The 16,753-nt window shown below is 71.6% G+C and carries 14 protein-coding genes and 2 pseudogenes; 7 read left to right on the forward strand and 9 right to left on the reverse strand.

What is annotated here, in order from left to right; translation table 11 throughout:
• Positions 1-182 precede the first annotated feature (182 nt).
• Entirely contained in the window at positions 183-1,799 is a 1,617-nt protein-coding gene (locus AC27LF_RS37620; protein WP_479661047.1) for a serine/threonine-protein kinase, read from the forward strand.
• Between the two features lie 423 nt (positions 1,800-2,222).
• On the opposite strand, the gene AC27LF_RS37625 is transcribed toward AC27LF_RS37620, so the two are convergent.
• The gene (locus AC27LF_RS37625; RefSeq protein ID WP_479661046.1) at positions 2,223-3,026 is read right to left on the reverse strand and encodes a DUF6597 domain-containing transcriptional factor; all 804 of its coding nucleotides are present in this window, start codon (positions 3,024-3,026) and stop codon (positions 2,223-2,225) included.
• Between the two features lie 105 nt (positions 3,027-3,131).
• Between AC27LF_RS37625 and AC27LF_RS37630 the strand changes: the two genes are divergently transcribed.
• The 5 genes and pseudogenes from AC27LF_RS37630 to AC27LF_RS37650 all read left to right on the forward strand — a co-directional run bounded on the left by AC27LF_RS37630 (position 3,132) and on the right by AC27LF_RS37650 (position 8,185).
• On the forward strand, positions 3,132-4,256 hold the full coding sequence (locus tag AC27LF_RS37630) for an LLM class flavin-dependent oxidoreductase (RefSeq protein WP_479661045.1): 1,125 nt from the start codon (positions 3,132-3,134) through the stop codon (positions 4,254-4,256).
• Positions 4,253-4,771 (forward strand): annotated as a pseudogene (locus AC27LF_RS37635) (FMN reductase); the annotation flags it as partial. The gene AC27LF_RS37630 and the pseudogene AC27LF_RS37635, both read left to right, overlap by 4 nt.
• A 469-nt stretch (positions 4,772-5,240) precedes the next feature.
• Positions 5,241-5,981 (forward strand): response regulator transcription factor, encoded by a 741-nt coding sequence (locus AC27LF_RS37640; protein WP_404034208.1) that lies wholly within the window; start codon positions 5,241-5,243, stop codon positions 5,979-5,981.
• Positions 5,982-7,466 carry a HAMP domain-containing sensor histidine kinase gene (locus AC27LF_RS37645; RefSeq protein WP_479661044.1) on the forward strand — a complete coding sequence of 495 codons (1,485 nt, stop codon included), beginning with the start codon at positions 5,982-5,984 and terminating at the stop codon, positions 7,464-7,466. It begins immediately after the preceding gene.
• Positions 7,463-8,185 (forward strand): GNAT family N-acetyltransferase, encoded by a 723-nt coding sequence (locus AC27LF_RS37650; protein WP_479661043.1) that lies wholly within the window; start codon positions 7,463-7,465, stop codon positions 8,183-8,185. The genes AC27LF_RS37645 and AC27LF_RS37650 overlap by 4 nt, the downstream gene beginning before the upstream one ends.
• Before the next feature lie 63 nt (positions 8,186-8,248).
• Here the strand turns inward: AC27LF_RS37650 and AC27LF_RS37655 are convergent, their stop codons facing one another.
• Complete coding sequence (locus AC27LF_RS37655; protein ID WP_479661042.1) at positions 8,249-10,057, reverse strand: phosphatidylglycerol lysyltransferase domain-containing protein; 1,809 nt, start codon at positions 10,055-10,057, stop codon at positions 8,249-8,251.
• Between the two features lie 266 nt (positions 10,058-10,323).
• Complete coding sequence (locus AC27LF_RS37660) at positions 10,324-10,599, reverse strand: hypothetical protein (protein ID WP_487227764.1); 276 nt, start codon at positions 10,597-10,599, stop codon at positions 10,324-10,326.
• Between the two features lie 118 nt (positions 10,600-10,717).
• Here AC27LF_RS37660 and AC27LF_RS37665 point away from each other — a divergent pair, with 118 nt between their 5' ends.
• On the forward strand, positions 10,718-11,548 hold the full coding sequence (locus AC27LF_RS37665; RefSeq protein WP_479661040.1) for a M55 family metallopeptidase: 831 nt from the start codon (positions 10,718-10,720) through the stop codon (positions 11,546-11,548).
• 82 nt (positions 11,549-11,630) lie between these two features.
• Here the strand turns inward: AC27LF_RS37665 and AC27LF_RS37670 are convergent, their stop codons facing one another.
• The 6 genes and pseudogenes from AC27LF_RS37670 to AC27LF_RS37695 form a co-directional block, all read right to left on the reverse strand.
• A complete protein-coding gene (locus AC27LF_RS37670) occupies positions 11,631-12,524 on the reverse strand; it encodes a phosphorothioated DNA-binding restriction endonuclease (protein ID WP_479661039.1) in 894 nt (297 codons plus the stop codon).
• Positions 12,525-12,965: 441 nt separating this feature from the next.
• Entirely contained in the window at positions 12,966-14,009 is a 1,044-nt protein-coding gene (locus tag AC27LF_RS37675) for a serine hydrolase domain-containing protein (protein WP_479661038.1), read from the reverse strand.
• 94 nt (positions 14,010-14,103) lie between these two features.
• The gene (locus tag AC27LF_RS37680; RefSeq protein ID WP_479661037.1) at positions 14,104-15,192 is read right to left on the reverse strand and encodes a glycosyltransferase family 4 protein; all 1,089 of its coding nucleotides are present in this window, start codon (positions 15,190-15,192) and stop codon (positions 14,104-14,106) included.
• 23 nt (positions 15,193-15,215) lie between these two features.
• A complete protein-coding gene (locus AC27LF_RS37685) occupies positions 15,216-15,752 on the reverse strand; it encodes a dCTP deaminase (protein ID WP_479661036.1) in 537 nt (178 codons plus the stop codon).
• The gene (dcd, locus tag AC27LF_RS37690; protein ID WP_479661035.1) at positions 15,749-16,288 is read right to left on the reverse strand and encodes a dCTP deaminase; all 540 of its coding nucleotides are present in this window, start codon (positions 16,286-16,288) and stop codon (positions 15,749-15,751) included. The genes AC27LF_RS37685 and dcd overlap by 4 nt, the downstream gene beginning before the upstream one ends.
• Positions 16,288-16,753, reverse strand: a pseudogene (locus tag AC27LF_RS37695) (bifunctional metallophosphatase/5'-nucleotidase); the annotation flags it as partial. The gene dcd and the pseudogene AC27LF_RS37695, both read right to left, overlap by 1 nt.

A 16,753-nucleotide genomic window follows, 5' to 3' on the forward strand; every position in this document is an offset into this window, starting at 1 on the left:
CCGTCAACGGCCAAGAAACCACTACCTCACCGACTCCCTCGAAGCCCTGCGCACCCTCATCACCGACATCAAGGCCGGCAAAGCAGACCACCTGCTGTAGGACCGCCAGCGCCCGACGCCGCCAGTCGGTACCGTGTACGGCTGTCAGGTGACGAGGCAGCAGGACCGCGGGGGCGCAACGCGTGGCGCAGGCACGGAGAATCGGAGAGCAGGGCCGCTATGAGCTGATCGAGGAGATCGAGTCCGGTGGCATGGGCACGGTCTGGCGCGGCTACGACGCCGTTCTCGACCGGGAGATCGCAGTCAAGCTCATCCGGCCCGATGTCGTCGCATCGCCCGCGCAGGCAGAGGAGTTCACCCGCCGCTTCGAGCGCGAGGCGCGCGTCACCGCCCGGATCGGGCATCACGGGGTACCGCAGGTGTTCGACGCGGTGTTGGACGAGGCGTCGTACGACCGGCTGTACCTGGTGATGGAGTACGTGCGCGGGATCTCCCTGCGCAGGGTGCTCACGGGCGCGGAGGACGGAGCGGCGGCGGGGCTCCCGGTGAGCTGGGCCGCGTCGATCGCCGCGCAGATCTGCACGGTCCTGTCGTACGCCCACGCCATCCCCGTCGTGCACCGCGATCTGAAGCCGGACAACGTCCTGATCGCCGAGGACGGGACAGTCAAGGTGCTGGACTTCGGCATCGCGAAGCTACTGCGCACGGACGTCACCCGCCTCACGTCCACCGGCAGTCGGATCGGTACCAGCCGCTACATGGCGCCCGAACAGATCGACTGCGCGCAGATCACACCGCTGAGCGACATCTACGCGCTCGGCTGCGTGCTGCACGAACTCCTCGCCGGTGAGCCGGTCTTCAGCGGCGACAACGACTACCAGCTCATGCACCAGCACATGGACGTGCCGCCGACGCCGTTGCGCACCCTGCGGCCCGGGGTGCCCGAGGCCCTGGAGGCACTGACCCTCGGCCTGCTGGCCAAGGCGCCCGAGCAGCGTCCGGCCGACGCGTACGCGGTGTACGAGCGGCTGTCACCGTACCTGCCGCAACCGGGTTCTGCGGCCGACCCCGTGGTCTTCACCGACGGCGGCTCCCCTGCCGCGGTTCCCGACCCGACGGTGATCTACCGGCAGCCGAACGCACCGCTGCGGCGGACCACGGCGCCTGCGCCCTCGCCCGAGCCGGTGGCTCCCGTACCGGTCCCGGCGCGCGTCGACACCGCACTGCGGGACGTGATCCGGGACGCCTACGCCCGGTCCGCGGACCTCGCCGAGATCGGGCGGTTCGCCCAGGCTGCGGACGTCCTCAAGGCGGCGATCGCCACGGCGGCCACCACGCTCGGCGCGCACAACCCCCGGGTGCTCGGCCTGCGGCGGCAGCGCGCGGCAGTCCTCATGGCCGGCGGGGACTTCCGGCGCGCCTTGCCGGAGTTCGACGCGCTGGCCGCCGTCTACGCCCGTACGACCGGACCGTCCAGCGACAACGCGCTGGAGTGCCGTCGGCATGCCGCCCACTGCCGTGCCAACATCGGGGAGGCCACCGTCGCCTTGCGGGAGTTCCAGGAAGTCCTGGAGGTCGTGTCCGACACGGCCGGAGACGCCTCCGAGACCGCTCTCGACCTGCGCCGCAGCATCGGCGTCCTCCTCTTCTCCGAGGGCCGCCGCAGCGAGGCCGAGGGCGTCCTCGACGCCCTCCACGAGGACATGTGCGTCCTTCTCGGCGAGGACCACGAGGAGACCCGTGAGATCGCCGGCCTCCTCGCCCGGCTGCGCCGCCCGGGGGGATCGGGCCCCCACTGACGTCCCGCCGGTACCGTCATGCCTCGTCCTCTTCGTCCTCTTTGCTGTGGATGCGCCGTGTCAGATCCACAGGCTGCGGCCATCCGCGAGGAACCAGTGAGCCGTCCGCTGGCTGGCCACCGGCCGATCGTCCCATTCGGTATCCGCCCAGATCTCCGAAGGGACCCCGGCCCCGTCGGCCGGAAGAGGGCTGCGGCCCGTGGCACGAGCACCCCCCGCCTGCTGATCACCGGCAGCCTCCCCACCACGCCCGGCCGGGCGACTGGCCACGGCTCGATGGTCAAACACCGCGCTTCGCAGTCAGTAATCCACCCTCCAGCCGCCTGTGGCAGGATCGAATCCTCTACGTGGCCTTGGCCGCTGGCGCCCGAAGTGCTCGGCGATCCCCTGCATGAAAGGGCGCCCCCGCCTTCGGGTAATCCGTCAGCGGACGCCCGCCGCGTAAGCCGCCGGAGGCACTCCCACTGTCGCGGTGAAGTCGCGGATCAGGTGGGCCTGGTCCGCGTAGCCGAGGTGGGCGGCCAGGGCCGCCCAGTCCACCGGGTGCCCGGTCTCGGCGCGCTCCAGCGCCTCGTGGATGCGGTAGCGCAGGATGACCCATTTCGGCCCGACCCCGACGTACCCGGCGAAGAGCCGTTGCAGCAGCCGTACGGACAGGCCCTCCGCGCGGGCGAAGTCCGTGACGCGGCGGATCGAGCGGTCCGTACGGATGCGGTCCACCAGGGCCGTCGCGAGGTCGGCCTGCGGATCGGGCCGGGGATCGAGGGAGAGCAGGAACGCGTCCAGGGCGGCGACGCGGGCGTCCTCGTGGTCCGGAGCGAGCACGGCCCGCACGTCGGCGTCCGGCCATATGCCGGGGAAGCGGACGCGCCGGCCCGTCCACTCGGCCACCGGGTGCTCCGGCGCGAAGGGCCGGAAGCCGCCGGGCCGGAACTGGATCCCGCAGACCCGGCCTCGTCCCTCCAGTTTCTGGGTGAACAGCCCGAGCCCGATGCCCGCGACCTCCGCGAAGGGCTCCTGGCCGGGGTACTGCTGGAAGACGATGTTCACCGAGGGGTGCGGGACGACCTGCGAGACGTACGGCCGGGCGAGGTCCCAGTCGATCAGCCAGTAGTGCTCCAGATACGGGCGCAGCGGTGCGGCGGGCTCCCGGCGGCGGAAGTCCACGTGCGCGAAGAGGTCCGCGGCGTCGACGATGCCCCGGGTGTCACGGCGTGCGGCGGCCATGCCGCGATCGTAGGACGGGGCACCGACAGGCGGCGGAATAGGGACTGGCGGCCCACCGTTGGACGGGTATAGTTGAACCGTAAACAACTTGGAGGGTGAGCGACCATGCAGTTCGGGATCTTCAGCGTCGGCGACGTCACACCGGACCCCTCCCCCAAGTTCTCGGCTTCGCTCGAACAGGGGGGACCCCCATCGGGCCGTACGCCGACCGAGCGCGAGCGCATCAAGGCCATGGTCGCCATCGCGCTGAAGGCCGAGGAGGTCGGCCTTGACGTCTTCGCGACCGGCGAGCACCACAACCCGCCGTTCGTGCCGTCCTCGCCGACCACGATGCTCGGCTACATCGCCGCCCGCACCGAGCGGCTGATCCTGTCCACGTCCACCACCCTGATCACCACCAACGACCCGGTGAAGATCGCGGAGGACTTCGCGATGCTCCAGCACCTCGCCGACGGCCGGGTCGACCTGATGATGGGCCGCGGCAACACCGGACCGGTCTACCCCTGGTTCGGCCAGGACATCCGCCAGGGCATCAACCTGGCCGTCGAGAACTACGCCCTGCTGCACCGGCTGTGGCGCGAGGACGTGGTGGACTGGGAGGGCAAGTTCCGCACCCCGCTCCAGGGATTCACCGCCACGCCCCGCCCGCTGGACGGCGTGCCGCCGTTCGTCTGGCACGGTTCCATCCGCTCCCCGGAGATCGCCGAGCAGGCCGCCTACTACGGCGACGGCTTCTTCCACAACAACATCTTCTGGCCGGCCGACCACACCAAGCGGATGGTCGAGCTGTACCGGGCCCGGTACGCGCACTACGGGCACGGCACGCCCGAGCAGGCGGTCGTCGGGCTCGGCGGCCAGGTGTTCATGCGGAAGAACTCGCAGGACGCGGTGCGCGAGTTCCGCCCCTACTTCGACAACGCGCCGGTCTACGGGCACGGCCCCTCCCTGGAGGACTTCACCGACCAGACCCCGCTGACCGTGGGCTCCCCGCAGCAGGTCATCGAGAAGACACTGTCCTTCCGCGAGTACGCCGGTGACTACCAGCGCCAGCTGTTCCTGATGGACCACGCAGGACTGCCGCTGAAGACGGTCCTCGAACAGCTCGACCTGCTCGGGGAGGAGGTCGTACCGGTGCTGCGCGAGGAGTTCGCCAAGGGCCGCCCGGCCGACGTGCCCGAGGCCCCCACCCACGCGTCCCTGCTCGCCGCCCAGGAGGTGGCCGCCGCATGAAGCTCGCCGTCGTCTCGGCGGGACTGAGCGTCCCGTCCTCCACCCGGCTGCTCGCCGACCGGCTGGCCGCGGCCACCGGCCGGCACGCCCCGGCCGACGCCGAGGTCGTCGAGGTGCGCGAACTCGCCGTGGAGATCGCGCACAACCTCACCAACGGCTTCCCGGGCCGTGCCCTGTCCGCCGCGCTGGACGCGGTCGCACGGGCCGACGGGCTGATCGTCGTCACCCCGGTGTTCACGGCCTCCTACAGCGGACTGTTCAAGTCCTTCTTCGACGTGCTCGACAAGGACGCGCTGGCCGGCAAGCCGGTGCTGATCGCCGCGACCGGCGGTACGGCCCGGCACTCCCTGGTCCTGGAGCACGCCCTGCGTCCGCTCTTCTCCTACCTCAGGGCGGTGGTCGTACCCACCGCCGTGTACGCCGCCTCGGAGGACTGGGGCGCACCGGGGCTGGCGGAGCGGATCGACCGGGCGGCGGCCGAGCTGGCCACGCTGATGACCGGCCTGACGGCGAGCGACGGGGCCGAGACGGGTGCCCGGAGTGAGGCGGGCGCGAGGAACGAGCGGGGCGCCGGGAATCAGGCGGGTGCCGGAAACGGGGCACGCGGCGGGAGCCGGACGGCCACCGGGAGCCGGACGGCCATCGGGCACGGAGCGGCCACCGGGAGCGGGGCGGCCTCCGGGAGCAGGGCAGGCGGCGGGAGCCGGGCGGGTGCCGGGAGCGAGGCCGGCGTCGCGGGTGGCGCGGGTGTCGGGAGCCGGGCAGGGGACGCCGCGGACGTTCCGCGAGTGGTGCCCTTCGAGGAGCAGTTGGCGCGGCTCGGCGCCGCCTGACGGCCGTTCGGCGGCACATCACGGCCGACGGTGAGAAGACGGTGGACCCCGGCTCCCGGTTGCGTCCGGGACGGTGAGAGCCAGGTAAAAAGGGCGATCGTAGGCCCGTTCGACACGGTCGAACCGCCGGTGGCCTTGGCAGACTGGGGTCGTGCCCCAGACTGTACTGCTCGCCGAAGACGACCGCGCCATCCGTCACGCCCTGGAGCGTGCCCTGACCCTGGAGGGCTATGAGGTGACGGCGGTCGCCGACGGGGTGGAGGCGCTGGCGCATGCCCACCGCACGCCGCCGGACATCCTCCTCCTCGACGTGATGATGCCGGGCATCGACGGGCTCCAGGTGTGCCGGGTGCTGCGCGCCGAGGGCGACCGCACCCCGATCCTGATGCTCACCGCACTGGTCGAGACCGCCGACCGGATCGCCGGCCTCGACGCAGGCGCCGACGACTATGTCGTCAAGCCGTTCGACGTCGAGGAGGTCTTCGCCCGGCTGCGCGCCCTGCTGCGCCGCACCACCCCGGTGACCGCCGGCGGCAACGGCGGCGGGAACGGCGGCGGCACCGACCCGGTCCGCGACACCCAGGTCAACGACCGCCAGGTGGAGGCCGCCGGGCTGCGCATGGACCTCCAGGCGCGCCGGGCCTGGCGCGGCAAGCGGGAGCTGGAGCTGACCCGCACCGAGTTCGAACTGCTGGAGCTCCTGGTCCGCAACGCCGGCATCGTGCTCGACCACTCCACCATCTACGACCGCATCTGGGGCTACGACTTCGGACCCGGCTCCAAGAACCTCGCCGTCTACGTCGGCTACCTGCGCCGCAAGCTCGACGAGCCCGGCGCACCCCAGCTGATCCACACCGTGCGGGGCGTGGGTTACGTGCTGCGGGAGGACTGAGTGGGCCGCCTGCGGCGGCTGCCGGCCCTGCGCAGGCCCAAGCTGGTCTCGCTGCGCACCACCTTCGCCGTGTCCTTCGCGGCCGTCACCGCCGCCGTCACGATCCTCGTCGGCATCCTGTGCTACGGTGCCGCGGCCCGGCTGGTCCGGGTGGACCAGCAGTCCGTGTTCACCCAGGTCGTGCAGGACGTGCAGGCCGAGGTGCGGCAGCAGGACATGGTCCCCGGCGACTTCAGCACCACCCGGCCGGGACACGACGTGGTACGGCCCAGCCGCACCGACGTCCAAGTGCTCGGCCCCCAGGGGCAGATCGCCGACCACGGCAGCCCCGGCCTGCCCGTCACCGCCGAGGACCGGGCGGTCGCCACCGCCAAGGAGGCCGGGAAGACCGTCCAGTACACGGACGTCCGGGTCGGCGAGGACCTGTTCCGGATCGCCACCGTCGCGCTCGGCGACGGACGGGGCGCGGTGCAGGTCGCGCAGGAGTTCAGCGACACCGAGGACCTGCTGCGGGCGCTCCAGCGGCGCACGCTGATCCTGATGGCCGCGGTCGTGGTCGCCGCCGGGCTGTTCGGCTGGTGGCTGGCCCGCCGCATCACCCGGCGCCTGGTCCTGCTCACCACCGCCGCCGAGGACGTGGCCCGCACCCGCCGGCTGGGCATCGAGGTGCCCGTCGCCGGTCTCGACGAAGTGGGGCGCCTGGGCCGGGCGTTCGACCGCATGCTGGGGCGCCTCGCCCAGTCGGAGGAGGACCAGCGCCGACTGGTCCAGGACGCGGGCCACGAACTGCGCACCCCGCTCACCTCCCTGCGGGCCAACATCTCCCTGCTGCGCCGCATCGACGAGCTGCCGCCCGCCACCCGCGACGAACTCGTCGCCGATCTCACCCAGGAGGCGCGCGAGTTGACCGACCTCGTCAACGAACTCGTCGACCTGGCCGCCGGGCAGTCCGACACCGAGCCGCCGCAGCGGGTCGACCTCGCGGACATCGCCGAGGACGTGGTGGGTCTCGCACGCCGCCGCAGTGGCCGGGACATCGTGCTGCGGGCCGCCGGGGACACCACCACCCACGGGCGGCCCGCCATGCTCCAGCGCGCGATCTCCAACCTGGTCGAGAACGCCACCAAGTTCGACCGGGGCGGCGGATCGCCCATCGAGGTACGGGTGACCGGGCCGGCGCTCCCGAAGGGCCACGGCTTCGCCCGTGCGGGGTCCGGAGCCGCCGGACCGGTCCGCGTCGAAGTGCTCGACCGCGGGCCGGGCATCGCCGACGGCGACCTGATCCGCATCTTCGACCGCTTCTACCGCGCCGCCGACGCCCGCTCCCTGCCCGGCTCCGGTCTCGGTCTGTCCATCGTGCGGGAGGTGGCCATGGCGCACGGCGGCGCGCCGTTCGCCCTGCGCCGGGAGGGCGGCGGCTCGGTGATCGGGTTCACGGTGGGCGGGGGGCTCACGGGGAACCCGGCGCACGAGGGACACGCGTGACCGCACAGGACGCACACCTCGTCTGGGCCGAGCAGCGCCGGGAGGGCGGCGGTCCGGGGCCGGGCGTGCGGACCTTCCGGCACGGGGCGGCCGTCGCGGTCGCCGGCCCCGGCCTGTCCGGACGGGACCGGCTCGCGGTGGCGGGCGACCCGGAGGACGCGCTGCCCCTCGTCCGGCACGCGCTGCGGGAGGTCGGGCCGACGTACCGGCCGTTCGGGGACGCCCGGCTGATCGACGCGCTGGTACGCGGCACACCCGGGCTGGTGCCCGGCGGCGCCGCTTTCCTGTGGATGGAGACGGCGACGGCGCCCGGCCAGTCCGGCGGCGTGCACTGGCTGGACCACGACGGCGAACGGGCGGCGGACGCGCTGTTCGACCGGTGCTTCCCCGACTCGTACGCACAGCCGGGACGGCCCGGGGTGCGGCGGTGGGCCGGGGTGCGCACGGGCGAGGGCGACGGCGCTGCGGGGGTCGTCGCCGTCGCCGCGGATGCCTGGTCGGCGGCTGGCTGCGGCTTCATGGCCGGGGTCGTGACCCATCCGCGGGCCCGTGGCCGGGGGCTGGCCGCGGCCGTGTCCGCGTTCGTCGTCGGCGCGCTCGTACGACGTCACGGCCGTGCCGCGCTCATGGTGGACGCGGACAACAAGCCCGCGATCGCCGTCTACGAACGGGTCGGAATGCGCGGTCGACTGTTCGGCGCGGCAGCCGTACAGCGGTGACCGCCACCGCCACCGCCACCGCACCGGGGGTGGCGAACGGCTCCGCCTGGCTTCTCGGGGTGCTCAGGGTGCCGGGGGCGAGGCGGGCTTGGGGCCGGTGGTTCGTTGGCGTCGGGGGAGGGACGGCAGGGCGGGCGGGGTGAGGAAGCCCTCCGCGCGGGCGCTGGCCAGCCCGATGCGCGGGATGTCGCTGCTCTTGGCGAACAGCAGGAACCGGGGCTCCCACACCGGCCGGTACTTGGCGTTCGCCCGGTACAGGGACTCGATCTGCCACCAGCGCGAGAAGAACGTGAGCACCGACCGCCACAGCCGCAGCACCGGGCCCGCGCCCAGCCGGGAGCCCCGTTCGAAGACGGAACGGAACATCGCGAAGTTCAGCGACACCCGCCGCACATTCAACTCCTCGGCACGCAGCAGCAGTTCCACGACCACGTACTCCATCAGCCCGTTCTCGCACGCCCGGTCCCGGCGCATCAGGTCCAGGGACAGACCGTGCTCGCCCCAGGGGACGAAGCTGAGCAGGGCCCGCGGCTCCCCGGCCGCGTCCCGGCACTCCAGCATCACGCAGCGCCCGTCCGCATGGTCGCCGAGGCGGCCGAGCGCCATGGAGAAGCCGCGCTCGGTGGCGCCGTCGCGCCAGTGGTCGGCGCGGTCGACCAGCAGCGCCATCTCGGGCTCGGGGATGTCCGCGTGGCGCCGCACCCGCACCGTGTACCCGGCCCGCCGGACCCGGTTGTGCGCCTGCCGGACGACGCGCATCGCCCGGCCCTCCAGCGTGAAGTCGGCCAGTTCCACGATGGCTTCGTCGCCCAGTTCCAGGGCGTCGAGGCCGTGCCGGGCGTAGACCGTGCCGGCCTCCTCGCTCGCGCCCATCACCGCGGGCGTCCAGGCGTGCCGGCGCGCCTCGGCGAGCCAGGCGTCGATGGCGCCCGGCCATGCCTCCGGGTCGCCGATCGGGTCCCCGGAGGCCAGGCTGACGCCGCCCACCACGCGGTAGGTGACGGCCGCCTTGCCGCTCGGGGAGAAGAGGGCCGACTTGTCGCGGCGCAGCGCGAAGTAGCCGAGGGAGTCGCGTGCGCCGTGCAGGTCCAGCAGCGCCCGCAGCCGCTCCTCGTCCCGTGCGCCGAGCACCGCCTGACCGCGCGGGGCGCGGAAGCAGGCGTACAGGACGAGCAGGAACGTCGCGGCGATCAGGGTGTTGACGATGACGTCGACCCAGCGGGGCGCGTTCACCGAGTCGATCCGGTCGGCGAGCGGGCCGACGCTGACGCCGCGCAGCAGGGTGTACGCGATCCGGTCCTGGAGGTCCGCTCCGGGCCGGGTGTTCGTCGCGCTCACCAGCAGGGTGCCGAGGGTGCCGCTGACCAGGATGCCGCCCGCGCCGACGGCCAGCGCGAGCCGCGGGTTGGAGCGGTCGCCGACGGCGTCGAACTCGCGCCGGCCGGCCAGCAGCGCGGCCACGAACAGGCCGGTGAGCGCGGCGGAGAGCCAGTTGAACAGGTGCCTGCCGTAGGTGTCGGTGGTGAGCGCCAGTGCGTACAGACAGCACAGGGGGCCGGCCAGCAGCAGGTTGAACACCCAGGCCGCGCGCTTGCGACGGCGCATCACCACCGCGAGGAACAGCGCGAGCGCCGCCGAGACCAGGCCCGCGGTGGCCAGGTACGGCGTGAAGAACTCGCCCGCGTTGTGCTCGTGCACCTCCTCGCGGAACGGCAGCGACACCACCGCGACGATGTTGAGCACGGCGAGCAGCCGCAGGTACCAGACGGTCGCCCCGGCGGCCCGCGCCCGCAGCCGGGCGGGCACGGCGATCCGGCGGCGGCTCGGCCGGACGGGGAGCGGGGACGTCAGCGTCGACTGCTGTGCGGACATGGTGACCGACACCTTGGGGACGGGGGTGGGGTGCCTCGACCCTACAGTGCGTAGGGTAAGAGGCGGGTGAGCGGTGCGTCAGGATCCGTCGCACCTTGGCCGTACGCCCAAGCAGGTCCAGTGAAGTCCGCGGCGGTTCGACAGCGCCCCGAAAGGGGCGCGAGGCTGTCTTGATATGCGGCTCCGCCGCGCGGGCGCGACCAGTCACGACGCTGCCGCAGACGACGGACGACAGACGACATATCGCGGCATGTCCAGCGGAGCGCCTACGTGTCTGTGCCGCGGCGTGCCGCCGTCAGATGCCAGGCCAGGTTGCCCACCGCGGCCCCGGCCGCCACCACGGCGACGATCACGCCGGCGGTGGCCAGCCCGTCGCTGAACAGGTGCGGCCGTCTCTCCAGGCTGTGCAGCCCGAAGCCGCACAGCTCGTACACCCCCACGGCGGCGACGGCGAGGCTCACGACGAGCAGGGCGACGGTGGGCACAAGACCGCCCGCCGTCCGCACGCCGGGCCCGTGCCTCTGTGCCCCCTGCGTGTTCATGTCCGCGTTCATGTCCGCGTTCGTGCCCTGCATCATGCCCCCGTGGAACGAGTCGTACAGCCCTTGGACAGCTGGGAACCTACATCACGTAGGGTCGGTGGGGCCTAGGCTTGGCTCCGTGCGGATCTATCTGAGCGTCGACATGGAAGGCATCACCGGGCTCGTCGACCGCGACGACGTCCAGCCCGGCGGCCGGGACTACGAACGCGGCCGGTCGATGATGGCCGAGGACGTCAACGCCGCCGTACGCGGCGCCCTCGCGGCCGGCGCCACCGACGTCCTGGTCAACGACGCCCACGGTCCCATGCGTAATCTGCTGCCCGAGGCGCTGCACCCGGCGGCCCGCCTGGTGCGGGGCAAGCCGAAGCAGATGGGCATGCTGGAAGGGCTCACCGCCGCGCACGACGCGATGATCTGCGTCGGCTACCACTCCCGGGCGGGCGCCCTCGGCGTACTGAGCCACAGCTTCATGGGACACGAGATCGAGGACATCTGGCTGGACGGCAGCCCCGTGGGCGAGATCGGCCTGGCCCAGGCCACCGCGGCGGCCCTCGGTGTCCCCGTGGCAGCGCTCACCGGCGACGACGCGGCCTGCGCCGAGGCCACGGCGTGGGACGACCGGATCGCCACGGTCCCCGTGAAGTACGCGCACGACCGCTTCTCGGCGGAGCTGCGCCCCGCGGCGGAGGCCCGGCAGGCGATCGAGGACACGGTCGCCGCGGCGCTCACGCCCGCGCCGCCGCGCCCGCCCGCCGCCACGGACGACGTCACCCTCACGGTCCGCTGGCAGTCCTCCTCGGTGGCCGCCACCCTGCCGGGCATCCCCGGAGTCACCACCACCGACAGCCGCACCGTCCAGGCTCGTGGTCAACTGCCATCCCTGTACCGCCAGTTCGGTATCTGGATGCGGGTGGCGTCGGCCATGACCAACCAACCGCCGTACTGCTGAGCCGAACCGCCCGCGCCGCGGCCCCGGCCGGGGCCGCCCGCCGCAACCGGCGATCCACGGAAGGCTTTTCGCGGTGTCAGGGTCAGGCGGCCGTGGCGGGGCGTGGGGCGCCGTGGAAGACCTGGCGTGCGTGCCAGTCGCGGTGGGCCGCCGCGACGGAGCGCGCGCCGGGCTGCGGGCCGACGAGTGGGCGGCCCGCGAGGGCTATGACCTGCTCGCGGGCGCTGGGGCTGTGCCCGACGAAGCGCTGTGAGACCAGGATGCGTTGATCGTCTCCCACACCGAGGACGCCCTTGTCGAAGAGCTTGTGGTGCAGCGAGCACAGGCACAGCCCGTTCTCGATCTCGTCGGGCCCGCCGAACGCCCACCAGCGCACATGGGCGGCCTCCAGTCCGACCGGCACCGCGCCGATCCTGCCGTCGTAGCCGCAGAAGGCGCACCGGTACTCATAGGCGGTCAGCACCAACTCCCGCATCCGGGGGTCCCGTTGCCTGCGCGCCGTCGACAGCCGCCGGGGCTCCGCCGGCTCCAGCTCCAGGCCGACGGCTTCGCACAACTCAGCGTGGAGGGAAGGCGGGAAGTGCAGATCGAGCAGCAACCGGGCGATGTCCCCAAGCAGTTGGGGTTCGCGTCGCAGCGCCGCTCTCAACTCCGGCGCGAGCCGCCCGGTGGCACCCGTCTCCCGCAGCTCCCGCACCCCGCTTCCTGGGCTGCCGGGCCCGCGATCGGTGCGCACTTCCCAGACGCCGTCGCTGACCAGATGGTGGAAGGGGTAGGCGGGCGTCGTCCTGTTCGGCGGCCCGTACTCGGCCAGCAGCCGCTGCAGATCCTCTTCCACCGCGCTGTATCGCAGCCCGCCCTCCGCGTCCCCCTGGAACCGGCCGAGGGCATACAGAAGCAGCAACGGCTTGTGCGGAGCACGCGTCCCACTCCGCGTCCACTGCCTCAACCCCGCGACCCGCTCCAGCCAGCCCATACCGCCAGATCGTAGACGCGCCTGCCCGGGCACGTGTGGACACTGCTCAGGCATGCTGCCTGCCAGGAACAGGGCGCGGGCACGGGGTGGTTCGGCGCGACGAAGGTTCCGTCAGCCGTGACGTCGAGCCAGAGGCAGGCAGGCTTCGCCCGGTGTGGCGAGGTGCCTCTGGTGGCTTGCGTCTGCCCCGAGGCGCTAGGGAACGGAGCGGCTGAGAACGGTGCACCTGCAACAGCTTCACCCGTGTGCGGATTCCGATCCTTCAGGGACGTCCGTGACATTCCGGTCAGTACGCCGAACATCCTCGCCGGTCAGAACGACGGCGGTAAGAGCGCGGTGCTTGCCGCGCCGGCGTTTCTTGTGGTCAATGAGCAGTTGGCAGTGTTGCGCTCAACACCGGGTGGGGGCGTTGGGATGCGGCCTGGGCCCCGCTATGACATGTCAGTTGAAGGCGAGTTCGCGGAAGGTGTTGCGAACCTCGGTCAACGGCTCACGATCCCTTGTGTAGTAGAGCTTGTTGGTCAGGAGAACCGCCCAGCGGTCCTTGATGGTGGAGATCCACATGCCTGTGCCGGTGAAGCCGTAGTGGACCCAGATGTCCTCCGCGGCGGTGGTGCCGGGAGCGGGGTGCCAGAACAGGCCACGAGCTGGCTGAAGCTCACCCGTCTGGATGGTCAGGGAACGGGTGATCCACCTGCTGCCGAAACCAGCCCGCAAAGGGCACGTGGCGGGGGCGAGCAGGTACTGGAGGAAGGTGGCGAGGTCGTCGAGGACGGTGAAGACGCCGGCAATGCCGCAGACGCCGCCCAGGAGGCGGGCCGAGAAGTCGTGGACGACTCCCTTGAGGTGGGTGTCGGTGTCCTGGTCCAGTTCGGTGCGCGCACAGCGCGCGGCGATGTCGGCGGGAAGGGGGCCGAAGCGGGTGGAGGTCATGCCCAGTGGATGCCAGGTGCGGGCGGTGGCCAGTTGGTCCAAGGGCTGGCTGGAGAGGTGTTCGGTGAGGTAACCGAGGATGAGGGCAGCCCGGTCGGTGTATTCGACGGCTTCTCCGGGTGTCCGATGGAGTTGTTCGAGGAGGACGCCACGGCGGATCTCCTTGGGGTTGGTGCCGTAGAGGTTCTTCAGTTGGGCTCGCAGCGGGACGCCGGCGGTGTGCGTAAGCAACTGTTGGGTGGTGACGGTGCCGAGTGGGTGGCCGGCGACCTCGGGCCAGAACGTGCCGAGCGGCTGGTCGAGATCGAGGCTTCCCTCCTCCCACAGGGCTCCGATGGAGGACCAGACGGCCAGGATCTTGGTGAGGCTGGCGGCGTCGAAGACGGTGTCGGTGCGCATCGGCACGTCCGGCTCGTCGGGGTCGAGGACGCCGGTGGTGCCCTGGGCGAGGGTGCCGGTGGCGTCGCCGAGGGCCCACACGGCGCCCGGGTACACCTTGTCGCGGACTCCCTCGTCGAGCAGGGCTTCGATGCGGTCGCGGTCGTACGTCATGGTCTCCCTCTTCGCCAGGGTGTCCCGTCGGTCAGCGTAGTGACGTTCGCGGAGCGGTTCGGGTAGTGACGTGTCGGGTCGTCTGTCGGTCGGTTCAAGTGAGCTGCCGACCGAGGTCGGTCAGCAATCGTGCGGTCGCCGAGAGGGGATAACGTGCCGCGTTTGCATAGCCTGCCTGTCTCAGGGCGGCCAGCAGCCCGGGTGTCTTTCTCAGCCGGTCGAGGTCGCGCGCGAGTGCGGCGGAGTGGGTGAAGTCGGTGGTCATGCCGGAAGCGGTGAGCGCTTCGCTGAGGCCAGGGACGGGCTGGTACAAGACGGGTAGTCCGCATGCCTGGGCTTCCAGTGCGACCAGTCCCATGGCCTCCAAGGTGGTGGACGGCACGACCAGCACGTCGTGTTCGGTGAAGGCTTTCCACAGCTGAGGGCGGCGGAGCCATCCGAGGTAGCGGACTCGTACGCCTGCCCGTTGCAGCAGCGGGGCCAGTGCGTGGAACTGGGCTCTGGGCGCCGCAACGCTCAGTTCGACGCCGGGCACGGGAGCCAGACTCTGGATCAGGGCCTCGACGCCCTTCTCGGCGGTCAGGCGGCCTGCGTACAGAAGCCGAAGGTGGCTGGTGGATGTGCGCACTGGTCGGGCCGGCTGGCCGGTGAGCAGGTGGTCGGGGATGCCCCAGGGGATGTGGGTGATCTTTCGGCGTTTGATCTGCGGGGCGAGTTTGAAGAGGCGGTCGGCCATCGCCTTGGTGGGGACCACGATCGCGTCGGCGGCCCTGGCTGTCTCGCGCAGCACCTTGAGCTGGTCCGGGTGGATCTCGGCAAAGAGCAGGTCCGTGCCGTGAACGAGGGCGATCCGGGGATGCGCGGGCAGGGCACGGATGAGGGCTGGGGTGGCGCCGAATGCGAGGTGCTGCAAGTGGAGGACGTCGATCTGTGTGGGATCGACTGCGACTGTGAGCGCTCCGCGCAGAGCGGTGACGTAGCGGCTGAACGCCGTTCCTTCCAGGCATTTGCCTGCTACGGGGAGCACGTTGAGTCCGGCGGCTGCGCGGGGAGCATGACCAGGTGGTGCGAGCATGAAGGCGCGGGCCGGGATGAGGGGTTCCTCGCCGGTGTAGAGGTCGAGGAAGAGTTCGACGCTGCCGCCGGGGCTTCCGACGGGGAGATCCAGGAAGGTGGCGGCCATCGGGCCGGTGGCCGAGCGAGCGTTCACCGCGTGCCTCCGTCGATCTCCTCGTAAAGGTGCGAGATGTCGATGCCTTCCGTGGTCGCGTACTTGGCGGGCCGTTGCTGGTAGCTGGCCGGTGCGCCGAAAGTGGTGAGGAAGACGAGCTTGCCGAAGGTCATGCCCCGATACACGCGCACCGGTCGGGCGGCGCGGATCTCCAGCGTCCACCGGATCGCATGGCCCTGGTGGCCGAGCGGAGCCGACACGTGGACCCAGATGCCCAGGGAGCCGGTGGTGCGGTCGCCGTTCAGCAGCTGCGCGTACGTCTCCGAACCGGTGCGCTCCAGGGTGATGCCGAGGTAGAGCAGGTCAGGGCGCAGCACGAAGCCGGCGTCGGGGATGGACTGCTCGGTGCAGGCGGTGGGGGTTGCGGCATCGAGGTCGCCGTTGCAGACGCGGATCGTGTCGCCGAGACGCCAGTCGTAGGCGTTGGGGGAGACGCGGCTGGGCTCGTACGGCTCGATGGTGATCTCGCCGGCCTGGACGGCGGCGGCGATGGCGGGACCGGTGAGGATCACGATGCCGCCACCTGGAGTCGGGCGAGGTCTCGCCAGTAGGCGGAGGGCTGCGGTCCTGTGGCGGCCTGGTATTTGCCGCGGTAGAGGTCCACGGCGCCGGTGGAGACGAAGAACATGATCTGCCCGATCTTTGTGCCGGCGTACACGCGCAGCGGTCGGATCGGGTTGAGCATGAGCGTCCACTGGCCGTGGAAGCCGATGTCGCCGATGGGGGCGGTGATCTCGACGAACAGGCCGAGGCGGCCGACGGAGGAGCGGCCGAACAACAGCGGCACGAAGGTATCGGAGCCGACCTCTTCGAGGGTGTGGCCGAGGTAGAGCTCGCCCGGCTGGAGGACGTGCCCGTCCGGGCCGATGGTGGTTTCGCGGGTGAGGTTGGGCCGGTGGGCGTCCAAGACGAGGCCCGTGTAGGTGATCAGGGTGGGGCCCAGACGCACGTTGTAGCTGTTGGGGTTGACCTGGTCGGCGGCGAACGGGGTGATGCGGAGGCGGCCGTCGTGAGCGGCAGCGGTGATCTCCGGGCCGGTGAGGATCATTACCTGCCTACTTCCGCGGTGTCGGGAGCGGTGAGGACGTGTTGGACGGCCTGGTCCAGACGCAGGCCGGCCTGGTGCGTGCGCTCGCCGAGGTAGGTGTCGGCGAGGTAGTCGGTGGTCAGCACGGTGGTGACGGCGTCCGGCAAGGGATCGGGAGCGGTGACGAGCGGGCCGGTCTGGGTGGTCAGATGTGACAGCCAGCCGGGGAGGTCGCTTCGTGCTGGATCCGGCACGTGGGCGTGCACCAATTGGTTGCCGAACGGCTCGATGGAGAACAGGTCGCCCTGGGTGAGGTTGCCGCCGAGGAGTACGGCGCGTAGCGCTGTCTCGTTGAGGATGACCGCGTCTGCGCCGAGCCCCGTACGCAGGCGGGCGGTGAGGTCCAGGAGCAGGCTGCGCCGATCGAGGGCCTGCTGGCGGTAGGCCGGACTGATCGGGCCGAGGACGTCGGCCAGCTGCTGCTTG

It is taken from the genome of Streptomyces diversicolor (assembly GCF_057537855.1).